The sequence below is a fragment of the Bacillus velezensis genome, assembly GCF_001461825.1.
Classification (GTDB): Bacteria; Bacillota; Bacilli; order Bacillales; family Bacillaceae; genus Bacillus; species Bacillus velezensis.
Genome location: NZ_LLZC01000007.1, coordinates 21,894 through 39,764, shown reverse-complemented (window position 1 = coordinate 39,764; position 17,871 = coordinate 21,894). Strand labels below are relative to the sequence as shown.

Genomic DNA, 17,871 nt, shown 5'->3' with positions numbered 1-17,871 from the left:
GTTTGTTTGGTTATAATGAAGCCGGCGGAAGGAGGTATATACATGAACATAATATTGAGACATTCCTTGGAAAAACAGCTTCCGATTGATATTATATATATGAAAAAAGACGGCTCCATTTCAAAACGGACCATTATTATAAAAAAAGGGGATGAGCGGGCTGTAACGGCATTTTGCTGTACAAAAAGGCAGATGAGAACTTTTTTGACGGGCTCCATTCTGTCCTGCGCATTTGCTTCGGGAGGCGGATATTCATTTTTAAAAGCGTATTCTTGATGCCGTCCGTTTCCGGCCGTGAATCTCCCGCCCCTGAAAATTCGGGCGTTCCTCCCTTTTTTTTTGCCCTCTCTCAACCTTTTTTCACTGATGCCCGGCATTTGAGCGCTTGAACCGTGACAATCCATTGATTTTTCGAAACCGGGAAGTTTTTCACTGATGATAATGTTAATAGAATGTTAAGATAAGACCTATTGACAAAAATCCATATAATGAACATGTCATTTTTCAGAAAGGAGCAAAGAAGGAGAGCTGATGAAAAGAATTTTACTTAATGTCATCATTATCGTAGCAATGGTCTTACTAATAAGATGTGCTCATTATGCGTCAGACCCTGATCCCTCGAATTCTTCTGATACATACACAGATTTTAAAGATCTGGCTGAACACGAAGACCCCGATGATTATCATATATCGTACAATAAGCGAAAGGGGAGCCCCGTATTGATCATGTCGCCGCACGGAGGGAGAATTGAGGGCGGGGTGAGCGAGATCGTCCGCTCTTTCAGGGATGATTATTCAACCTACCTGTTTGAGGGATTAAAAGCGCATGATAACCAGACTCTTCATATTACGAGCACCAAGTTCGATGAGCCTTCAGCAGTCGAAAGCATTAAGCAGCACCATTATGTTATCGCAGTTCACGGTTATAAAGGCGACGAGAAAAATACTCTTGTCGGAGGAAGCGACCGGAAGCGGGCGAAAAAATTGGTGAGAGCTCTCGAACGAAACGGATTTTCTGCAGAATTGGCAACCTCAAAAACCGGTCTGGCCGGGGTTGACACCGAAAATATCAATAACCAGGCGCAAACCGGGCTGAGCATACAGCTTGAGATCAGCAGAAAACAGCGGGAAGCGTTTTTTGATAATTTTGATTACCGCGAAAGGGAATTCACAAAAACGGAGGAATTTTACCGGTTTGTCCGTACGATAAAAAGAGTGATCAATCAAGAGTATTCGTGAGCTTAAAAAAAGACAAACCAGTGAAAGATGAGTAAACTGAAAAAAAGGAGGTTTGTCCCTTGGCAAAACATCACTTCTATTTAAAAGCAAATTGGCCCGGAAATCGGAATGACGTCGGCGATATTAAAAGCGGCCGGCTGGAAACGGCTGTGTCCATTCCTAAGGAAATGGACGGACCCGGAGAAGGCACAAATCCTGATGAAATGCTGCTTGGAGCGGCCGCGACCTGTTATATTATAACGCTTGCGGCGATGATGGAAAGAAGCGGCCTGGATAAAGAAGATCTACATATGGAATCTGAAGGAATTGTAGACGTCACGAATGGTGTGTTCACGTACCAGAAAATCATTCACCGCCCGTTTATATTATTAAAGCCGGATGCAGCCGAAACGGATTTTACGCTCGCCAGGAAGTTAGCGCAAAAAGCGGAGTCCTCATGTATGATTTCACGAGCGGTCCAAGGAAACGTGGAGATGGAGCTTGAGGTTGAAGTAAAAGCTGCCCGCGCTTGACGAGTTCAAACGGTCAGCTCCGGGCCGTTTGATTTTTTTTAGCTTTTTGAGACTTGGAACGGTTCAGCAGGATGACGCCCGTGATGACCAAAACAAGCCCGATCATCATTTTGACTGTCATGGCCTCCTTAAAAACAAAAAAGCCGACAATTGCCGTTAAAGCGGTGCCGACACCTGACCATGTCGCGTATGCGGCGGATAAATCAAGGCTTTTCAATGAGAAGCTCAAAAACATAAAAGAGGCTCCGATTCCGGCAATGACGCCGAGAGCGGGCCACAGGTGCGTAAAACCGTCCGACAGCTTCAGCATCGTGCTCCCGAACACTTCTGATACAATGGCTAATGCCAGGCAGAGTAATCCTTTCATCAGCATGCCTCTCCTTTCTACCAATTCATCAAAATGACACCGGCCAATAAGAAAAAGAGTCCGATGACGGCCTGCTTGTCCAGTTTTTCATGAAACCATTTCGCTCCGATAATGGATGCGAGCACCGTTCCGGCTCCGCTCCATGTTGCATAGGATAAGCTGAGCGGAATGAGATTCAGTGTCAGTGAAAGCATATAAAAGGCCAATGAATAGCCTGCCACTACAAGCGCGCTCGGCAAAAACCGCGTAAATCCGCGGGAGACTTTCAGCATGGCCGCGCCGATTGACTCTGATAAAATAGCAATTGTGAGGAAGATATAACCCAGAATCATATCAAATCCCCCTCTCATCATAATCCTTATGCCTTTTGTTTAAGGCAGTAAAGTAAAATAATATCCGAACTTTGCCCGCCAAGTCAAGACATTAGACCTATACAAAAAGGCCCCCGGGGAGGAGCCTTTTTGATTCGTCAATAGAAATACGGATAGCCGTAGCCGTAACCCCCGTACAAGTACGGATTGAATAAAGCGCTTCCGACAAGCCCCCCGACAAGCCCTCCGAAAAACGGTCCGCCGTAAAAACCAAACGGCCGTCCGAATCCATAACCAAACCAAGGCCGGCCAAATCCAAAACCAGGCCGTCCGAATCCAAATCCGAATCCGGGCCGTCCGAATCCGAAGCCCGGCCGGCCGAACCCAAATCCAGGCCGCCCAAACGGTCTCATATCACTATCTACTGCGTATGTGTATTCTTCATTCATAATTAAGGTACCTCCAAGAATAAATTTGAGATGATAACAGAGTATTCAGCCCACCAATTTTTGATTGGGCGTTTATCAAAAAAATAAAGGAGTGAGCTTTTGTGGGTCTGTATCAGTCCGATTGGTCAAAAAAACCTCCGCACACACACGCATACCGGGCGGTTACGGATGTTGTGCAGGGGCATTACCATTTGATTGAAGGCTTTTCGCAGCCGGAGAACGGCAGCAATACAGATGAGCATACACATTTCTATACGGGCATCACCTCGTTTGAAAACGGCCATTTTCATAGGTATTACGGCATTTCCGGCCCTGCCATCCCGAGGGTTGACGGAACACATTACCATGAGCTTTCAGAGACCACCTTTGCCGCCTACAATGAGCCGATTCAGATCCAGCACGGCGGCGTCGTTTACGATCCGCGGGAGGAAGGACGGAAAACGCACCGCCATACACTCAAAGGAAAAACGAGAGAGGTTGTCGGAAACGAGCCGATCGGATGGTAGTGGACGTTTAGCGCTCAGGAAAAAGGGCAAAATGGATAGGTGCCTGAAGAAATGAATGCTATAATTAGGGGGAGATTTATAAAAGAGAGTGATACATATTGAAAAATAAAAAACAGCCTGTCGTCATACTCGTCGGACCGACGGCAGTCGGAAAAACAAAACTAAGCATCGGACTCGCGAAAACGCTGAATGCGGAAATCATCAGCGGAGATTCCATGCAGGTATATAAAGGGATGGACATCGGAACGGCCAAAGTCACCGAAGAAGAGACAGAAGGCGTGCCGCATCACCTGATTGATATTTTGGAGCCGTCCGACACTTTTTCAACGGCGGATTATCAAAAAATGGTGAGAGGAAAAATCACCGAGATTGCCGATAGAGGAAAGCTGCCGATGATTGTCGGGGGGACGGGTCTGTACATTCAGTCCGTGCTGTATGACTATACGTTCACGGAAAACTCCGGCGACCCTGTATTCCGGGAGCGCATGGAGAAACTGGCGGCTGAAGAAGGGGCGGAAGCGCTTCATGCCAAGCTTGCGGCAGCCGACCCGGAAGCGGCGGCAGCCATTCATCAAAACAATACGCGAAGAGTCATCCGCGCGCTCGAAATCCTGCATGTATCGGGAAAAACAATGTCAGAGCATCTTAAAACCCAAAAACGGGAGCTGCTTTACAATGCGGTTCTTATCGGTCTTACAATGGACAGAGAAGTGCTGTACGGCCGGATTAACGAGCGCGTTGACCTGATGCTGGAAACCGGCCTTCTTGACGAAGTAAAGCGGCTGTATGATATGAATATCCGGGACAGCCAATCGATTCAGGCGATCGGCTATAAAGAGCTGTATGAATATCTTGATGGAAAAGTGCCGTTCCCTCAGGCTGTGGAGCAATTAAAACAAAATTCTAGGCGATATGCGAAACGCCAGCTGACCTGGTTTCGCAATAAAATGCCCGTTTCATGGACAGATATGACGCCGCCTGTTGATATTGAGCAGAAAAAAAAGGAAATTTTCGAGTGCATAGCAGGAAAACTGGAAATTTAATCGAAACAGTATTGTATTGAGAACCAAGGAGGACGAAACATGAAACCGATTAATATTCAAGATCAGTTTTTGAATCAAATCCGAAAAGACAATACGTTCGTCACGGTGTTTTTACTCAACGGCTTCCAGCTTCGCGGCCAGGTAAAAGGCTTTGACAACTTTACCGTTTTGCTCGAAACGGAGGGGAAGCAGCAGCTTATTTATAAACATGCCATCTCCACGTTCGCCCCGCAAAAAAACGTCCAGCTTGAGCTTGAATAGACTTTTTGAAAAAGACCATGAACAATGGTCTTTTTCTATGCGCATCTGTATATTGCAGGCTGTATATCGGAAACATAAAAGGGGGTTCGGAAAATCGTGTTCGAAAGTGAAAATGAACTGAGAAGAATCAGGATTACGCTCGTTTGGATCGCTGTTTTTTTGCTGTTTGGAGCTTGCAGCAATCATGAGACGGTGGTGACGGATGATGACGGCGGCTTGGCGGATACCGAACCGCAGACAGAAGGCATGGTGCAGCTGGAACATAATCGTTTCGGCATCGTTGAGGACGGTTACTTAAAAATATACCGCTATGATGAAAAAACGAATAAAATCGAACTGAAAAAAGAAACGGCGCTGGATGAGCTTGAATAAATTTCACAAGCGTTCGAATTTACAAAGCGGGCCGCACAAGCTACACTAAGTACTGACATTGATCATGCAGAGGGTGAGACGATTGAAACACAAGGTGATAATCAACCATTGGGAAGAAACTTGTGAAGATGATTCCTGCTATGAATATGGAACCAGCATCATCGTTGACGGCAAAGAACTGATCAGAGAGGCTTCCATCACAAGCGCTCTGAAAGCCGTGCTGAAAGAAATCGGTGCTGATGTGGAGATTGAAGAAACCGTTGAAAGCGAAAAAAAATGTGATTCTTACAAAAAATAAGAATAAAAGTCTAGACTACTAAGCAGTTTTTTTTCATGTTATGATAGACATCGGCTTACACATGACACCTTGAGTAGGATGAGAGATGATTCTCGTTCTGCTCTCTTTTTTGGGCGTTAATCGGGCCAGAGCCAAAGTCCGCTCTTTCAAAAATATGAATTTTTTATAAATCGATCTCAATATGTTGTGTTTTTCTGAGAGGTTAGTATACTATATATAGTGTTAAGAGATTCATTATTTTTGATAGGTCGTGATAAGGATGGTTCAAATCATATTTGATTCAAAGACAGGGAATGTTCAGCGTTTTGTGAATAAAACAGACTTCCAGCTGATCCGCAAGGTGGACGAAACGGACCACGTGGACACTCCGTTTGTTTTGGTCACCTACACGACAAACTTCGGCCAGGTACCGGCATCAACACAATCATTTCTCGAAAAATACGCCCATCTCTTATTAGGAGTCGCTGCGAGCGGCAACAAAGTATGGGGCGATAACTTTGCAAAAAGCGCCGATACCATTTCAAGACAATATCAGGTGCCGATCTTGCACAAATTTGAACTCAGCGGCACATCTAAAGACGTTGAATTGTTTACTCAGGAGGTAGAAAGACTTGTCACAAAATCAAGTGCCAAAATGGATCCAGTTAAATAACGAAATCATGATCCAACAAGATGGAAAATTCCAGTTTGATAAAGATAAAGAGGCTGTACATAGCTATTTTGTTGACTATATCAATCAAAACACAGTTTACTTTCACGATTTAAAAGAGAAGCTGGATTATTTGATTGAAAACCAATACTACGAAGAGGAATTCTTAAGCCTTTACTCTTTTGAAGACATTAAAGAAGTGTTTAAGACAGCTTACGCAAAGAAGTTTCGTTTTCCTTCCTTCATGAGTGCGTTTAAATTTTATAATGACTATGCTTTGAAAACGAATGACAAGAAAAGAATTCTCGAGCGTTATGAGGACCGAATCTCAATCGTCGCGCTGTTCTTCGCAAACGGCGACACTGAGAAAGCAAAAGAATATGTAAACCTGATGATCAATCAGGAATATCAGCCGAGTACACCGACATTTTTGAATGCCGGCAGAAAACGCCGCGGAGAACTGGTGAGCTGCTTCTTGCTCGAAGTCAATGATTCCTTAAACGATATTTCACGGGCGATCGATATTTCCATGCAGCTGTCTAAATTGGGCGGCGGGGTTTCTCTTAATCTGTCCAAGCTTCGCGCGAAAGGCGAAGCGATTAAAGATGTTGAAAACGCCACAAAAGGTGTTGTAGGCGTCATGAAGCTTCTTGATAATGCGTTCCGTTACGCTGACCAAATGGGCCAAAGACAAGGCTCAGGCGCGGCGTATTTAAATATTTTCCACCGCGATATCAATGATTTTCTTGATACGAAAAAGATTTCTGCGGATGAAGATGTGCGCGTCAAAACGCTTTCTATCGGTGTCGTCATTCCGGATAAGTTCGTTGAGCTTGCGCGTGAGGATAAAGCGGCTTATGTATTCTATCCGCATACGATTTATAAAGAATACGGCCAGCATATGGACGAAATGGACATGACGGCGATGTATGAAGAGCTTGTCGACAACCCGCGTGTCAAAAAAGAAAAAGTGAATGCGCGCAAACTGCTTGAAAAGCTTGCCGTTCTCCGTTCTGAGTCAGGTTATCCGTACATTATGTTCCAGGATAACGTAAACAAAGAGCACGCGAATAACCACGTATCAAAAGTGAAATTCTCGAACCTTTGCTCTGAAGTGCTTCAGGCGTCACAGGTTTCGGCTTACACAGATTATGACGAGGAAGACGAAATCGGCTTGGACATTTCCTGCAACCTTGGTTCATTAAATATTTTGAATGTCATGAAACATAAATCGATTGAGCGCACGGTGAAACTCGCGACGGATTCCCTGACTCATGTATCTGAGACGACGGATATCCGCAACGCGCCGGCAGTCAGACGCGCGAACAAAGCGATGAAGTCAATCGGTTTAGGCGCCATGAACCTTCACGGCTACCTGGCCCAAAACGGCATCGCGTATGAAAGCCCGGAAGCAAGAGATTTCGCGAATACGTTCTTTATGATGGTGAACTTTTATTCCATCCAGCGTTCAGCTGAGCTTGCGAAAGAAAAAGGCGAAACGTTTGAGCATTATGAAGGCTCCACTTATGCAACGGGAGAATATTTCAATAAATACATCGAAAAAGAGTTCTCACCGGCATACGAAAAAATCGCTGCGCTCTTTGAAGGCATGCACATTCCGACAATCGAAGACTGGAAAGAGCTGAAGGCGTTTGTCGCTGAAAACGGCATGTACCACAGCTACAGACTGTGCATCGCGCCGACAGGCTCCATTTCCTACGTCCAATCCAGCACGGCGTCCGTTATGCCGATCATGGAACGGATCGAAGAAAGAACATACGGAAATTCAAAAACGTATTACCCGATGCCGGGGTTAGCGTCTAATAACTGGTTCTTCTACAAAGAAGCTTATGATATGGACATGTTCAAAGTGGTGGATATGATCGCGACAATCCAGCAGCATATCGATCAGGGAATCAGCTTTACCCTGTTTTTGAAAGATACGATGACAACTCGTGATCTGAACCGTATTGATCTGTATGCCCACCATAGAGGCATCAAAACCATTTACTATGCAAGAACGAAAGATACCGGGCAGGACAGCTGTCTTTCTTGTGTCGTTTGATTAAAGGAGAGTTTACAGTGACAAAAATTTATGACGCAGCAAACTGGTCAAAGCATGAAGATGATTTCACCCAAATGTTTTACAACCAAAACGTAAAGCAGTTTTGGCTTCCGGAAGAGATCGCATTAAACGGCGATCTTCTCACTTGGAAGTATTTGGGTAAAAATGAGCAGGATACGTACATGAAGGTGCTCGCCGGCCTGACACTGCTTGATACAGAGCAGGGGAACACGGGCATGCCGATTGTGGCCGAGCACGTCGAAGGCCATCAGCGAAAAGCGGTTCTTAATTTCATGGCGATGATGGAAAACGCGGTGCACGCAAAATCATATTCAAATATTTTTATGACGCTTGCTCCGACTGAAACGATTAATGAAGTATTTGAATGGGTTAAACAAAATAAATATTTGCAGAAAAAAGCGCAAATGATTGTCGGGCTTTACAAAGCCATTCAAAAAGATGATGAAATTTCACTGTTCAAAGCGATGGTTGCTTCCGTCTATCTGGAAAGCTTCCTTTTCTACAGCGGTTTCTATTATCCGTTATATTTCTACGGACAAGGAAAACTGATGCAAAGCGGTGAGATCATTAACCTGATCCTTCGTGACGAAGCGATTCACGGCGTGTATGTCGGTCTCCTTGCTCAGGAAATTTATAATAAACAGACAGAAGAGAAAAAAGCAGAGCTTCGTGAATTTGCGATTGACCTTCTGAATCAGTTATATGAAAATGAGCTTGAATATACAGAGGACTTGTACGATCAAGTCGGACTCTCACACGATGTAAAGAAATTCATCCGCTATAACGCCAATAAAGCTTTGATGAACTTAGGGTTCGATCCTTACTTTGAAGAAGAGGATATTAATCCGATCGTATTAAACGGATTAAACACCAAAACAAAATCACATGATTTCTTCTCCATGAAAGGGAACGGCTACAAAAAAGCGACGGTAGAACCGATTAAGGACGAAGATTTTTATTTTGGCCAAGATGAAGAGCAGATATAATATCTGCTCTTTTGGCTTGAATGGAGAGGTAAGACAGGAGGAACGGGCATGAATAAAATGGATGAAATCATCTTGGCTGCACCGCGGAGTGACGTCTTTCAAAACGAAATGCTGACATTTCAGGGAGTCAACAGTGAGGATGAACGTATCGTAAACATTATGGCTCAAATTGAGGCGCATTTTTTTGAAATCAGAAGAGGCGACGCGGAAGAGGACCCGCGATTTAAACAGCCGATTCCGTATGTCGTCATCCGCCGCGATGATGAGGTGTTTGTGTATGAACGGCTTGCGGGCGGAGGGGAATCGCGCCTCCATAATAAGCTTTCTCTCGGTTTCGGCGGACACATGAACCCTATGGAAGGGGCGGCTTCATTTTCGGAAGTACTGAAACAGAATACCGACCGGGAGCTAGCGGAAGAACTGTACATTCGCGAGGAGGACAAACAAAACATTGTCACACTCGGCCTGATCAATGATGATGAAAACGATGTAGGGAAGGTGCATATCGGCATCCTTTCTGCGCTCCAGTTAGCGTCTGCGGCACAAGTCGAAGTGAAAGAAAAAGATCAAATCGCCGGGCGCTGGATGAAACTGAGCGAACTGAAAGAGGAAAATGTGTATCAGCGTCTTGAAGCTTGGTCTCAGTTTGTCGCCGATATACTTTAATAACAAAAAACCCCCGTTCGTCCCAAAAAAGGGAGAGCAGGGGTTTTTTCATTTAGTCTTGCACAATGAAGGCATCAAATCCGGCTTTTTCGGCCCGTGCTGCCAACGCTTCAGCATTATCTCTGGAAGAGAATGCGCCGATCTGCACTTTAAATAAGCCGCCTTTTGGAAGCACAATCGCGTCAAAACCTTTAGACACCGCATCGGCGGCAAGCGCATCAGCATTTGCTTTCACTTTGAATGCACCGATTTGCACTTTATATAAGTCAGCCTTTTTTTTTAGACCGAAAGCTTGCTCCAAGCCCTTGGCATGTCCTCTTGCAAGGCTTTCAATAAAACTGGCTGTTTTCAGTTTGTTTGCATCAGCTGACGTATCAACAAAACCATTCTCCGTCAAAATCGCCGGCATACTTGTCTCCCGCAGCACATGGAAGTTGGCTGTTTTTTTTCCTCGGTCATTAAAACCTGATGCTTGAATCACTTGCGTGTGGACGGCTGATTGGTAAGTCGAGGTCGGCGCTCCGACACCGGGGTAAATATAGCTTTCGAATCCGGTTCCGCCTCCTGAGTTAATATGAATGGATAAAAAATAATCTGCGCCCCAGCTGTTGGCGGCATCCGTTCTTTCCGTCAGGCTGACCGTCTTATCGCTTGTCCTGCTCATCGTGACAGAAACTCCTTCATACTCATTCGTCAGAATCGTGCGCAAAGCCAGCGCGATCTCCAGCGTGACCGCTTTTTCCTGAAGTCCGTTTCCGGTTGCACCTGAATCAGTTCCGCCATGACCGGGGTCTATAAAAATTTTAACCATTCTCCATCACCTCATTACAGCATATGATGATATTCAAAAGGTGCTTGTACGGCTGTCATTCATGAAAAAAATGAGAAATATACCCAACATTTCCCGGAAAATAAAAATAAATGGTTTGTCCTCCCGTTTCTGCTGAATACAATAAGAAATGAAAAATATTTCTCGGGAAAGCGCAGGATTCAACATCATTCCCGAAGAGAACGGAAAAAGTGACAGATAAAGAGGAAAACAGGTCTCATGATGATAGGCGGATGTCACGGAACCGCTTCATCATGAGTAAGATAAAGAGAGAACAGAGAGGTGAGCATGTTGGAGCGCGCTGTAACCTATAAAAATAACGGACAAATTAACATCATTCTTAATGGCCAAAAGCAAGTGCTGACAAATGCGGAAGCTGAGGCGGAATATCAGGCCGCCCTGCAAAAAAATGAAGCCAAGCACAGCATTCTGAAAGAAATTGAAAAAGAAATGAACACATTAGTGGGTATGGAAGAAATGAAACGCAACATTAAAGAAATTTACGCGTGGATATTCGTCAACCAAAAACGGGCCGAACAAGGGCTGAAAGTCGGAAAACAAGCTCTTCATATGATGTTCAAAGGGAACCCCGGCACCGGGAAAACCACCGTCGCGAGACTGATCGGCAAGCTTTTCTTCGAAATGAACGTGCTTTCCAAAGGACATCTGATCGAAGCGGAACGTGCCGATCTGGTCGGTGAATACATCGGACACACGGCGCAAAAAACGAGAGATCTGATTAAAAAATCGCTCGGCGGCATTTTATTCATTGATGAAGCATACTCACTTGCAAGGGGCGGAGAAAAGGATTTCGGTAAAGAGGCGATTGATACGCTTGTCAAGCATATGGAAGACAAACAGCATGAATTTATTCTGATCCTGGCAGGGTACTCGAGAGAAATGACACATTTCCTGTCATTAAATCCCGGCCTGCAATCGCGTTTCCCTATCAGCATCGATTTTCCGGATTACTCTGTCACTCAGCTGATGGACATCGCAAAGCGCATGATAGCAGAGCGGGAGTATCAATTAAGCCAGGAAGCCGAGTGGAAGTTAAAAGATTACTTAATGACAGTGAAAAGCACGACAAGCCCCATTAAATTCAGCAACGGGCGCTTTGTCAGAAACGTGATTGAAAAATCGATCCGCGCTCAGGCCATGAGACTTTTAATGGGAGACCAATACTTAAAAAACGATTTAATGACGATCAAGAGCCAGGATTTACTTATAAAAGATGAGACGGCAGCTCACGAAAAGACCTCTCAGCCGGTCTGAGGGGTCTCTTTTTTATTTCTCTCTTTAAAACCCGCCGGATGTGTGGTATACGCCCTGCGGGTTTGGTATGATAGTACTACTGCCCAATACGACACAGAAAGGAACATCCATTTGAACGAACAGGAAGGAAAAAAAGAAACGGTCATTTTGGTCGGCTGCCAGCTTCCGCACATGACAGATGAGCACTTTGAACATTCCATGGAAGAGCTTGCTTCATTGACAAAAACGGCTGACGGAACGGTGCTGACCCGGATTACGCAAAAACGGAACAGAGCGGATGCTGCTACATATATAGGCAAGGGGAAAGTAGACGAGCTGAAGGCGCTGTGTGAAGAGCTTGAAGCGGATCTGGTCATTTTTAATGATGAACTGTCACCGAGCCAGCTTAAATCACTCGCCACTGCAATTGAAGCGAAGATCATCGACCGCACGCAGCTTATTTTGGATATTTTCGCAAAAAGGGCGAAGACGAGAGAAGGAAAGCTTCAGATCGAATTGGCCCAGCTTCAATACGCGCTGCCGCGTCTGAGCGGACAAGGAATCAATCTCTCAAGACAAGGCGGCGGAATCGGGACGAGAGGGCCCGGTGAGACAAAGCTTGAAACAGACCGGCGCCACATTAGAAACCGCATACACGAAATTAACGTGCAGCTTTCAACGGTTATCCGCCACAGAAGCCGTTATCGGGAGAGACGAAAAAAGAACGGCGTGCTTCAGGCTGCACTCGTCGGGTATACCAATGCCGGAAAATCAACATGGTTCAATCAATTAACGAGCTCAGACAGCTATGAAGAAGATCTGCTGTTTGCAACACTTGATCCGATGACGAGAAAGATGGCGCTCCCAAGCGGCTACAGCATCCTTTTGTCTGATACGGTCGGCTTCATTCAGGATCTGCCGACGACGCTGATTGCCGCTTTCCGCTCAACACTTGAGGAAGTGAAGGAAGCAGACTTGATCATTCATGTCATTGATTCATCCAATGAAGATTATGCCGGGCATGAACAGACTGTCCTCGGTCTGTTAAAAGAGCTTGAGGCAGATGATATTCCGGTGCTGACCGCTTATAACAAACGTGATGAGACACTTCCTGACTTCATCCCGACAGCGGGAGAAGGCCACATCATGATCAGCGCCAGAATCGCCGGGGATGAAGCAAAACTAAAAGCGGAAATCGAAGCTTATTTGCGCCGGGAGCTGATGACGCCGTATGAAGTTCATATGCCTGCCGCCGAAGGCAAATTGATGTCACGCATCAAATCAGAGACCATGATCGACAGCCTTTATTTTAATGAAGAAAATGAACGCTACGAAGTCTCAGGTTATGTACAGGAAGAACAAAGCATACTCGGAGAACTGAAGAAATTCATGTAAGGAAGGTATACACAACATGTTTGACACACTGACCCACGGCGCTCTTTTACAAAAAACCGCCGAAGAAACAGAAGCGGAAATCTCCGCCGTTCATAAAAGAATAGAAGAAATCAGTGAACGGAATGAATGGAGAGTCCTGCAAAGCTACAGAAAACATAAAGTAAGCGATACGCATTTTACGCCTTCAACCGGATACGGTTATGACGATATCGGACGAGATACACTGGAGAAGATCTATGCTGATGTGTTCGGAGGAGAGGCGGGACTCGTGCGGCCGCAAATCATTTCCGGAACGCATGCGATTTCAATCGCGCTCTTCGGTGTGCTGAGACCCGGGGACGAATTGCTTTATATTACAGGCAAGCCTTACGATACACTTGAGGAAATCGTCGGAGTAAGAGGCGGGGAGTATTCAGGCTCGCTTAAGGAATTTCAAATCGGATACAATGCAGTCGATTTAACATCAGAAGGCAGAGTGGACTTTGAAGCGGTCCGGGCTGCAATCCGGCCGAATACAAAAGTGATCGGCATCCAGCGTTCAAAAGGATATGCGAATCGTCCGTCTTTCAGAATAAATGAAATTGAAGAGATGATTCGTTTCGTAAAGGAAATCAAAGAAGATGTCATTGTTTTTGTGGACAATTGCTACGGAGAATTTGCAGAAGAGCGGGAACCCTGCCACGTCGGAGCGGATCTTATGGCCGGCTCCCTGATTAAAAACCCGGGCGGCGGCCTTGCTAAAACGGGCGGCTATCTTGTAGGGAAAGCCAAGTGGATTGAGGCCTGCTCTTACCGGATGACCTCCCCGGGAATCGGAAGTGAAGCCGGGGCTTCGCTTTATTCACTGCAGGAAATGTATCAAGGTTTCTTTCTCGCTCCGCATGTAGTGGCGCAAAGCTTGAAGGGAGCGGTATTTACCGCCCGTTTTCTTGAAAAGCTCGGCTTTACGTCAAACCCTGCATGGAATGCGCCGAGAACGGATCTGATTCAATCAGTTGAGTTTCAGGACCCTGAAAAGATGATCGCTTTTTGCCAGGCGATACAATATGCTTCACCGATTAATGCGCATGTGACGCCTTATCCGAGCTATATGCCGGGATATGAAGACGATGTCATTATGGCAGCGGGCACTTTCGTACAGGGAGCAAGCATTGAATTATCAGCAGATGGACCTATCAGACCGCCTTATGTTGCGTATGTCCAAGGAGGATTAACCTACGCGCACGTGAAAAATGCGATTTGCAGCGCTGTAAATGCTTTAATGGAAAAAGAGCTGATCTAGGCCGTTTGCAATTTTCAAAGAATTTGATGTTAAGATTCCTCACATTGTGTTGACACAAAATATAACATCACCTATAATGAGACTAAGATAAGAAAAGGAGGAAATTGAGATGAGTGATAACATTCGCCGCTCAATGCCTTTATTTCCAATTGGGATTGTCATGCAGTTAACAGAACTTTCTGCCCGGCAAATTCGATATTATGAGGAAAATGGATTGATATTTCCAGCGAGAAGCGAAGGAAATAGACGATTATTTTCATTCCATGATGTAGATAAACTGTTAGAAATCAAAAATCTGATTGAACAAGGCGTCAATATGGCGGGGATCAAACAAATTCTGGATAAGGCATCTGCCGAACCGGAAGAAAAATCCGAAAAAACCGCCAAACCGATGAAGCACGATCTGTCTGATGACGAACTCAGAAAGCTTCTGAAAAACGAACTGATGCAGGCAGGCCGTTTCCAGCGGGGAAATACTTTCCGCCAAGGTGACATGTCCCGATTCTTTCATTAATCCGTTAGCAACTGTTTTGCTATATACATTTACCTTTTAGAGGAGGAGTTTTACGAAATGGCAAAGTACACAAGAGAAGACATCGTAAAATTAGTAAATGAGGAAAACGTAAAGTATATCCGCCTTCAGTTCACAGACATTCTCGGAACGATTAAAAACGTGGAAATTCCTGTGAGCCAGCTTGAAAAAGCACTTGATAATAAATGCATGTTCGATGGTTCTTCCATCGAAGGTTTTGTCCGTATCGAAGAGTCTGATATGTACTTATATCCTGATCTGAACACATTTGTAATCTTCCCATGGACGGCTGAAAAAGGTAAAGTAGCACGCTTCATCTGTGACATTTACAATCCGGACGGCACGCCGTTCGAAGGTGACCCGCGTAACAACCTCAAACGGATTCTGAAAGAAATGAAAGAACTCGGTTTCAGCGATTTCAATCTTGGACCTGAGCCTGAATTCTTCCTGTTTAAATTAGATGAAAAAGGCGAACCGACGCTTGAATTGAACGATAAAGGCGGATACTTCGACCTGGCTCCGACTGACTTGGGAGAAAACTGCCGCCGCGATATCGTGCTTGAGCTTGAAGAAATGGGCTTTGAAATCGAAGCATCTCACCATGAAGTTGCTCCGGGTCAGCACGAAATCGATTTTAAATATGCCGGTGCCATCCGTTCTTGTGACGACATCCAAACTTTCAAACTGGTTGTCAAAACGATCGCCCGCAAACACGGTCTGCATGCGACATTCATGCCAAAACCGCTGTTCGGCGTAAACGGTTCCGGTATGCACTGCAACCTATCACTCTTTAAAGATAGCGTTAACGCATTCTTTGATAAAGACGCTGATCTTCAGCTGAGTGAAACAGCAAAACATTTCATTGCCGGTATCGTAAAACACGCGACAAGCTTTACGGCTGTCACAAACCCGACGGTGAACTCTTACAAACGCCTTGTTCCGGGCTATGAAGCACCTTGCTACGTGGCATGGAGCGCGCAAAACAGAAGCCCGCTGATCCGTATCCCGGCTTCCCGCGGCATCAGCACGCGTGTTGAAGTCCGCAGCGTAGACCCGGCGGCAAACCCGTACCTGGCGTTAAGCGTATTGCTTGCAGCAGGCCTTGACGGAATCAAAAATAAACTTGAAGCACCGGCTCCGATTGACCGTAACATCTACGTCATGAGCAAAGAAGAGCGCATGGAAAACGGCATCGTAGATCTTCCGGCGACACTGGCGGAAGCTCTCGACGAATTCAAATCAAACGAAGTCATGGTTGCAGCGCTCGGCGAGCACCTGTTCGAACACTTCATCGAAGCAAAAGAAATCGAATGGGATATGTTCCGCACACAGGTTCATCCGTGGGAGCGCGAACAGTATATGTCTCAGTATTAATCTCTCAATCCCTTGGCACTATTGGTGTCAGGGGATTTTTTGGTTTCTTAACAAGTTTAATATCTTAATATAAATCAAGTATCACCCACAAAACACCCACAAAAAATCAATAAAAAATTACTCCATAAGTGTGGAGATATAGTCCTCGTACTTATTCATTGAATCTCTGTCAATCTTTTTGCTGATGTGTGAGTAAATATTTGACGTAACTTGAATACTTTTATGATCCAGTCGTTCTTGTATTATTCGATATTTGAAAGGTGAATACTCGGATCATGAACATAGTGTAAAACAGACCATAGATAAAATTATTAATTATTACATGGGCATTGATCAAGATATTAATAGAAAAATAGACGACTGGTTCAATCATGATTTTGAATCAGTTATGAAAGTGATGAAATTACTCGTTCTCTTTTGGGAGAACGGCTGGAGGGAGCTAAAAGAATCCGTTTCAAACTTTGAGAGCGAGGAAAAGGACCAGCTTTCCATAGAAATTTATGATGGGGACATGTCGTATTTTAAGGGGAAGAAAGCATGACAATTATTCACTGTAACTAATCGGAAACGGAGTTAAAAGAAATTCTGGGCAGCATGGTCATAATTGTGGATACGAGGGAGCAAAAAAATCAGCATGTTCTTGATTATCTCCGTAAAAAGAAAGCGGCAATCAATTTCAAAGGAAATTTGAATGCAGCAATTGCGGAAAAACGGAGTGGACGAGCTGGTGCAGTCGATAAAAGACCGCTCCCGTTCTGAAAATGAATTGATTCGGGCATCCAGGCATCCTTTCACTCTTCTGGTGGAAGACCTGGAAGGATACCAAAAGATTCTCATCGGGAAATATCGTTCAAAGTATGAACCGAAAGCGTTGCTGGGTAGCTTGAAAACATTTGAAGTTCGTTACAATTTTTCAACGGTATTTATCAGACCTACGCTACCGGAAATTACATTTACCACCCCTTTCGTTATATGGCCCGGGAACTGTTGAAAGGCGGGCTTGTGTGAATTAAATCTTAAGAAGATCAAAAGAAGGAAATAGTAATGGGATTAGTCAGGAACATTGTATTTGGAGATTTTGCGTGCATTGGAACCGACCGTGAGTTTGTTTTAGTTATTAAAAATAAAATATACGGCCCCTTTAAGAATTGAAGAAATGCTTAGGAAAATAATGTTGTAATTGGAAAAGATTAAGAAGCATGAAACTAATAAAAAGATAAAGGGGCTATAATATTACAGCAGAGCATGTGCAAACTCTGTTTAAATGTCAAATAAATTTATTCTAGAAAGAAGAAACTACTCCATTGCACTATAGGATGCTACTCCATCAAACTTTCGTTGGCTGATTTGTACACCGTTTATTCTGCATTGTCCTGAAGGGTTTTGTATTGGATAGACTACATATAAATGTTCTCTACCACGCGAGTCAAAGAATACTCTGTGAATAAATACACGTGTAC

The 17,871-nt window shown here is 44.7% G+C and carries 21 protein-coding genes and 1 pseudogene; 18 read left to right on the top strand and 4 right to left on the bottom strand.

Annotated elements, in window-relative coordinates; all coding sequences use genetic code 11:
* Nucleotides 1-42: 42 nt before the first annotated feature.
* The 3 genes from AR442_RS03380 (at nt 43) to AR442_RS03370 (ending at nt 1,751) form a co-directional block, all read left to right on the top strand.
* Nucleotides 43-276, top strand: a complete 234-nt coding sequence (locus AR442_RS03380; protein ID WP_021493648.1) for a hypothetical protein — start codon at nt 43-45, stop codon at nt 274-276.
* A 255-nt stretch (nt 277-531) separates the two neighbouring features.
* Nucleotides 532-1,239 (top strand): poly-gamma-glutamate hydrolase family protein, encoded by a 708-nt coding sequence (locus AR442_RS03375; protein WP_014417828.1) that lies wholly within the window; start codon nt 532-534, stop codon nt 1,237-1,239.
* 59 nt (nt 1,240-1,298) lie between these two features.
* Nucleotides 1,299-1,751 (top strand): OsmC family protein, encoded by a 453-nt coding sequence (locus AR442_RS03370; RefSeq protein ID WP_014305039.1) that lies wholly within the window; start codon nt 1,299-1,301, stop codon nt 1,749-1,751.
* Between the two features lie 13 nt (nt 1,752-1,764).
* On the opposite strand, the gene erbB is transcribed toward AR442_RS03370, so the two are convergent.
* The 3 genes from erbB to AR442_RS03355 form a co-directional block, all read right to left on the bottom strand.
* On the bottom strand, nt 1,765-2,118 hold the full coding sequence (gene erbB / locus AR442_RS03365) for an SMR family multidrug efflux transporter EbrB (RefSeq protein ID WP_007410379.1): 354 nt from the start codon (nt 2,116-2,118) through the stop codon (nt 1,765-1,767).
* Between the two features lie 17 nt (nt 2,119-2,135).
* The gene (erbA, locus tag AR442_RS03360) at nt 2,136-2,450 is read right to left on the bottom strand and encodes an SMR family multidrug efflux transporter EbrA (RefSeq protein ID WP_007410378.1); all 315 of its coding nucleotides are present in this window, start codon (nt 2,448-2,450) and stop codon (nt 2,136-2,138) included.
* A 137-nt stretch (nt 2,451-2,587) separates the two neighbouring features.
* Nucleotides 2,588-2,842, bottom strand: coding sequence for a hypothetical protein (locus AR442_RS03355; RefSeq protein WP_370530899.1), 255 nt, complete (start codon nt 2,840-2,842; stop codon nt 2,588-2,590).
* 137 nt (nt 2,843-2,979) lie between these two features.
* On the opposite strand from AR442_RS03355, the gene AR442_RS03350 reads away from it, so the two are divergent.
* The 9 genes from AR442_RS03350 (at nt 2,980) to AR442_RS03310 (ending at nt 9,745) form a co-directional block, all read left to right on the top strand.
* Nucleotides 2,980-3,384, top strand: coding sequence for a YmaF family protein (locus AR442_RS03350; RefSeq protein ID WP_014417831.1), 405 nt, complete (start codon nt 2,980-2,982; stop codon nt 3,382-3,384).
* Nucleotides 3,385-3,482: 98 nt separating this feature from the next.
* Nucleotides 3,483-4,427, top strand: a complete 945-nt coding sequence (gene miaA / locus AR442_RS03345) for a tRNA (adenosine(37)-N6)-dimethylallyltransferase MiaA (protein ID WP_053284974.1) — start codon at nt 3,483-3,485, stop codon at nt 4,425-4,427.
* Between the two features lie 39 nt (nt 4,428-4,466).
* A complete protein-coding gene (gene hfq, locus AR442_RS03340) occupies nt 4,467-4,688 on the top strand; it encodes an RNA chaperone Hfq (RefSeq protein WP_003154064.1) in 222 nt (73 codons plus the stop codon).
* 96 nt (nt 4,689-4,784) lie between these two features.
* Nucleotides 4,785-5,060 (top strand): YmzC family protein, encoded by a 276-nt coding sequence (locus tag AR442_RS03335; RefSeq protein WP_017417823.1) that lies wholly within the window; start codon nt 4,785-4,787, stop codon nt 5,058-5,060.
* 82 nt (nt 5,061-5,142) lie between these two features.
* Complete coding sequence (locus AR442_RS03330) at nt 5,143-5,358, top strand: hypothetical protein (protein WP_003154062.1); 216 nt, start codon at nt 5,143-5,145, stop codon at nt 5,356-5,358.
* A 259-nt stretch (nt 5,359-5,617) separates the two neighbouring features.
* Nucleotides 5,618-6,010 carry a class Ib ribonucleoside-diphosphate reductase assembly flavoprotein NrdI gene (gene nrdI, locus AR442_RS03325; RefSeq protein ID WP_014417834.1) on the top strand — a complete coding sequence of 131 codons (393 nt, stop codon included), beginning with the start codon at nt 5,618-5,620 and terminating at the stop codon, nt 6,008-6,010.
* Nucleotides 5,970-8,072: a class 1b ribonucleoside-diphosphate reductase subunit alpha gene (nrdE, locus tag AR442_RS03320; protein WP_007611605.1), complete on the top strand. Its 2,103-nt coding sequence runs from the start codon at nt 5,970-5,972 to the stop codon at nt 8,070-8,072. The genes nrdI and nrdE overlap by 41 nt, the downstream gene beginning before the upstream one ends.
* 17 nt (nt 8,073-8,089) lie before the next feature.
* On the top strand, nt 8,090-9,079 hold the full coding sequence (gene nrdF / locus AR442_RS03315; protein WP_012117608.1) for a class 1b ribonucleoside-diphosphate reductase subunit beta: 990 nt from the start codon (nt 8,090-8,092) through the stop codon (nt 9,077-9,079).
* Between the two features lie 48 nt (nt 9,080-9,127).
* A complete protein-coding gene (locus AR442_RS03310) occupies nt 9,128-9,745 on the top strand; it encodes a hypothetical protein (RefSeq protein WP_017417824.1) in 618 nt (205 codons plus the stop codon).
* 52 nt (nt 9,746-9,797) lie between these two features.
* Here the strand turns inward: AR442_RS03310 and AR442_RS03305 are convergent, their stop codons facing one another.
* Entirely contained in the window at nt 9,798-10,556 is a 759-nt protein-coding gene (locus AR442_RS03305) for an N-acetylmuramoyl-L-alanine amidase (protein WP_053284973.1), read from the bottom strand.
* A gap of 306 nt (nt 10,557-10,862) precedes the next feature.
* On the opposite strand from AR442_RS03305, the gene spoVK reads away from it, so the two are divergent.
* The 6 genes and pseudogenes from spoVK (at nt 10,863) to AR442_RS03265 (ending at nt 17,419) form a co-directional block, all read left to right on the top strand.
* The gene (gene spoVK, locus AR442_RS03295; protein ID WP_053284972.1) at nt 10,863-11,849 is read left to right on the top strand and encodes a stage V sporulation protein K; all 987 of its coding nucleotides are present in this window, start codon (nt 10,863-10,865) and stop codon (nt 11,847-11,849) included.
* A gap of 111 nt (nt 11,850-11,960) precedes the next feature.
* Nucleotides 11,961-13,223, top strand: coding sequence for a GTPase HflX (gene hflX, locus AR442_RS03290; RefSeq protein ID WP_053284971.1), 1,263 nt, complete (start codon nt 11,961-11,963; stop codon nt 13,221-13,223).
* 16 nt (nt 13,224-13,239) lie between these two features.
* On the top strand, nt 13,240-14,505 hold the full coding sequence (locus tag AR442_RS03285; RefSeq protein ID WP_014417839.1) for a methionine gamma-lyase family protein: 1,266 nt from the start codon (nt 13,240-13,242) through the stop codon (nt 14,503-14,505).
* 109 nt (nt 14,506-14,614) lie between these two features.
* Nucleotides 14,615-15,019 carry a transcriptional repressor GlnR gene (gene glnR, locus AR442_RS03280; protein WP_007611631.1) on the top strand — a complete coding sequence of 135 codons (405 nt, stop codon included), beginning with the start codon at nt 14,615-14,617 and terminating at the stop codon, nt 15,017-15,019.
* 57 nt (nt 15,020-15,076) lie between these two features.
* Complete coding sequence (gene glnA, locus AR442_RS03275) at nt 15,077-16,411, top strand: type I glutamate--ammonia ligase (RefSeq protein WP_007410365.1); 1,335 nt, start codon at nt 15,077-15,079, stop codon at nt 16,409-16,411.
* 594 nt (nt 16,412-17,005) lie between these two features.
* Nucleotides 17,006-17,419 (top strand): annotated as a pseudogene (locus AR442_RS03265) (ERCC4 domain-containing protein).
* The last annotated feature ends 452 nt before the right edge of the window (nt 17,420-17,871 follow it).

Excerpts from the sequence above, each read along its gene's own strand:
- AR442_RS03285 (WP_014417839.1), top strand. The coding sequence starts at position 13,240 with ATGTTTGACACACTGACCCACGGCGCTCTTTTACAAAAAACCGCCGAA.
- erbB (WP_007410379.1), bottom strand. The coding sequence starts at position 2,118 with ATGAAAGGATTACTCTGCCTGGCATTAGCCATTGTATCAGAAGTGTTC.
- hfq (WP_003154064.1), top strand. The coding sequence starts at position 4,467 with ATGAAACCGATTAATATTCAAGATCAGTTTTTGAATCAAATCCGAAAA.
- spoVK (WP_053284972.1), top strand. The coding sequence starts at position 10,863 with ATGTTGGAGCGCGCTGTAACCTATAAAAATAACGGACAAATTAACATC.
- glnR (WP_007611631.1), top strand. The coding sequence starts at position 14,615 with ATGAGTGATAACATTCGCCGCTCAATGCCTTTATTTCCAATTGGGATT.
- glnA (WP_007410365.1), top strand. The coding sequence starts at position 15,077 with ATGGCAAAGTACACAAGAGAAGACATCGTAAAATTAGTAAATGAGGAA.
- AR442_RS03375 (WP_014417828.1), top strand. The coding sequence starts at position 532 with ATGAAAAGAATTTTACTTAATGTCATCATTATCGTAGCAATGGTCTTA.
- erbA (WP_007410378.1), bottom strand. The coding sequence starts at position 2,450 with ATGATTCTGGGTTATATCTTCCTCACAATTGCTATTTTATCAGAGTCA.
- AR442_RS03380 (WP_021493648.1), top strand. The coding sequence starts at position 43 with ATGAACATAATATTGAGACATTCCTTGGAAAAACAGCTTCCGATTGAT.
- AR442_RS03310 (WP_017417824.1), top strand. The coding sequence starts at position 9,128 with ATGAATAAAATGGATGAAATCATCTTGGCTGCACCGCGGAGTGACGTC.
- AR442_RS03355 (WP_370530899.1), bottom strand. The coding sequence starts at position 2,842 with ATGAGACCGTTTGGGCGGCCTGGATTTGGGTTCGGCCGGCCGGGCTTC.
- AR442_RS03305 (WP_053284973.1), bottom strand. The coding sequence starts at position 10,556 with ATGGTTAAAATTTTTATAGACCCCGGTCATGGCGGAACTGATTCAGGT.
- nrdI (WP_014417834.1), top strand. The coding sequence starts at position 5,618 with ATGGTTCAAATCATATTTGATTCAAAGACAGGGAATGTTCAGCGTTTT.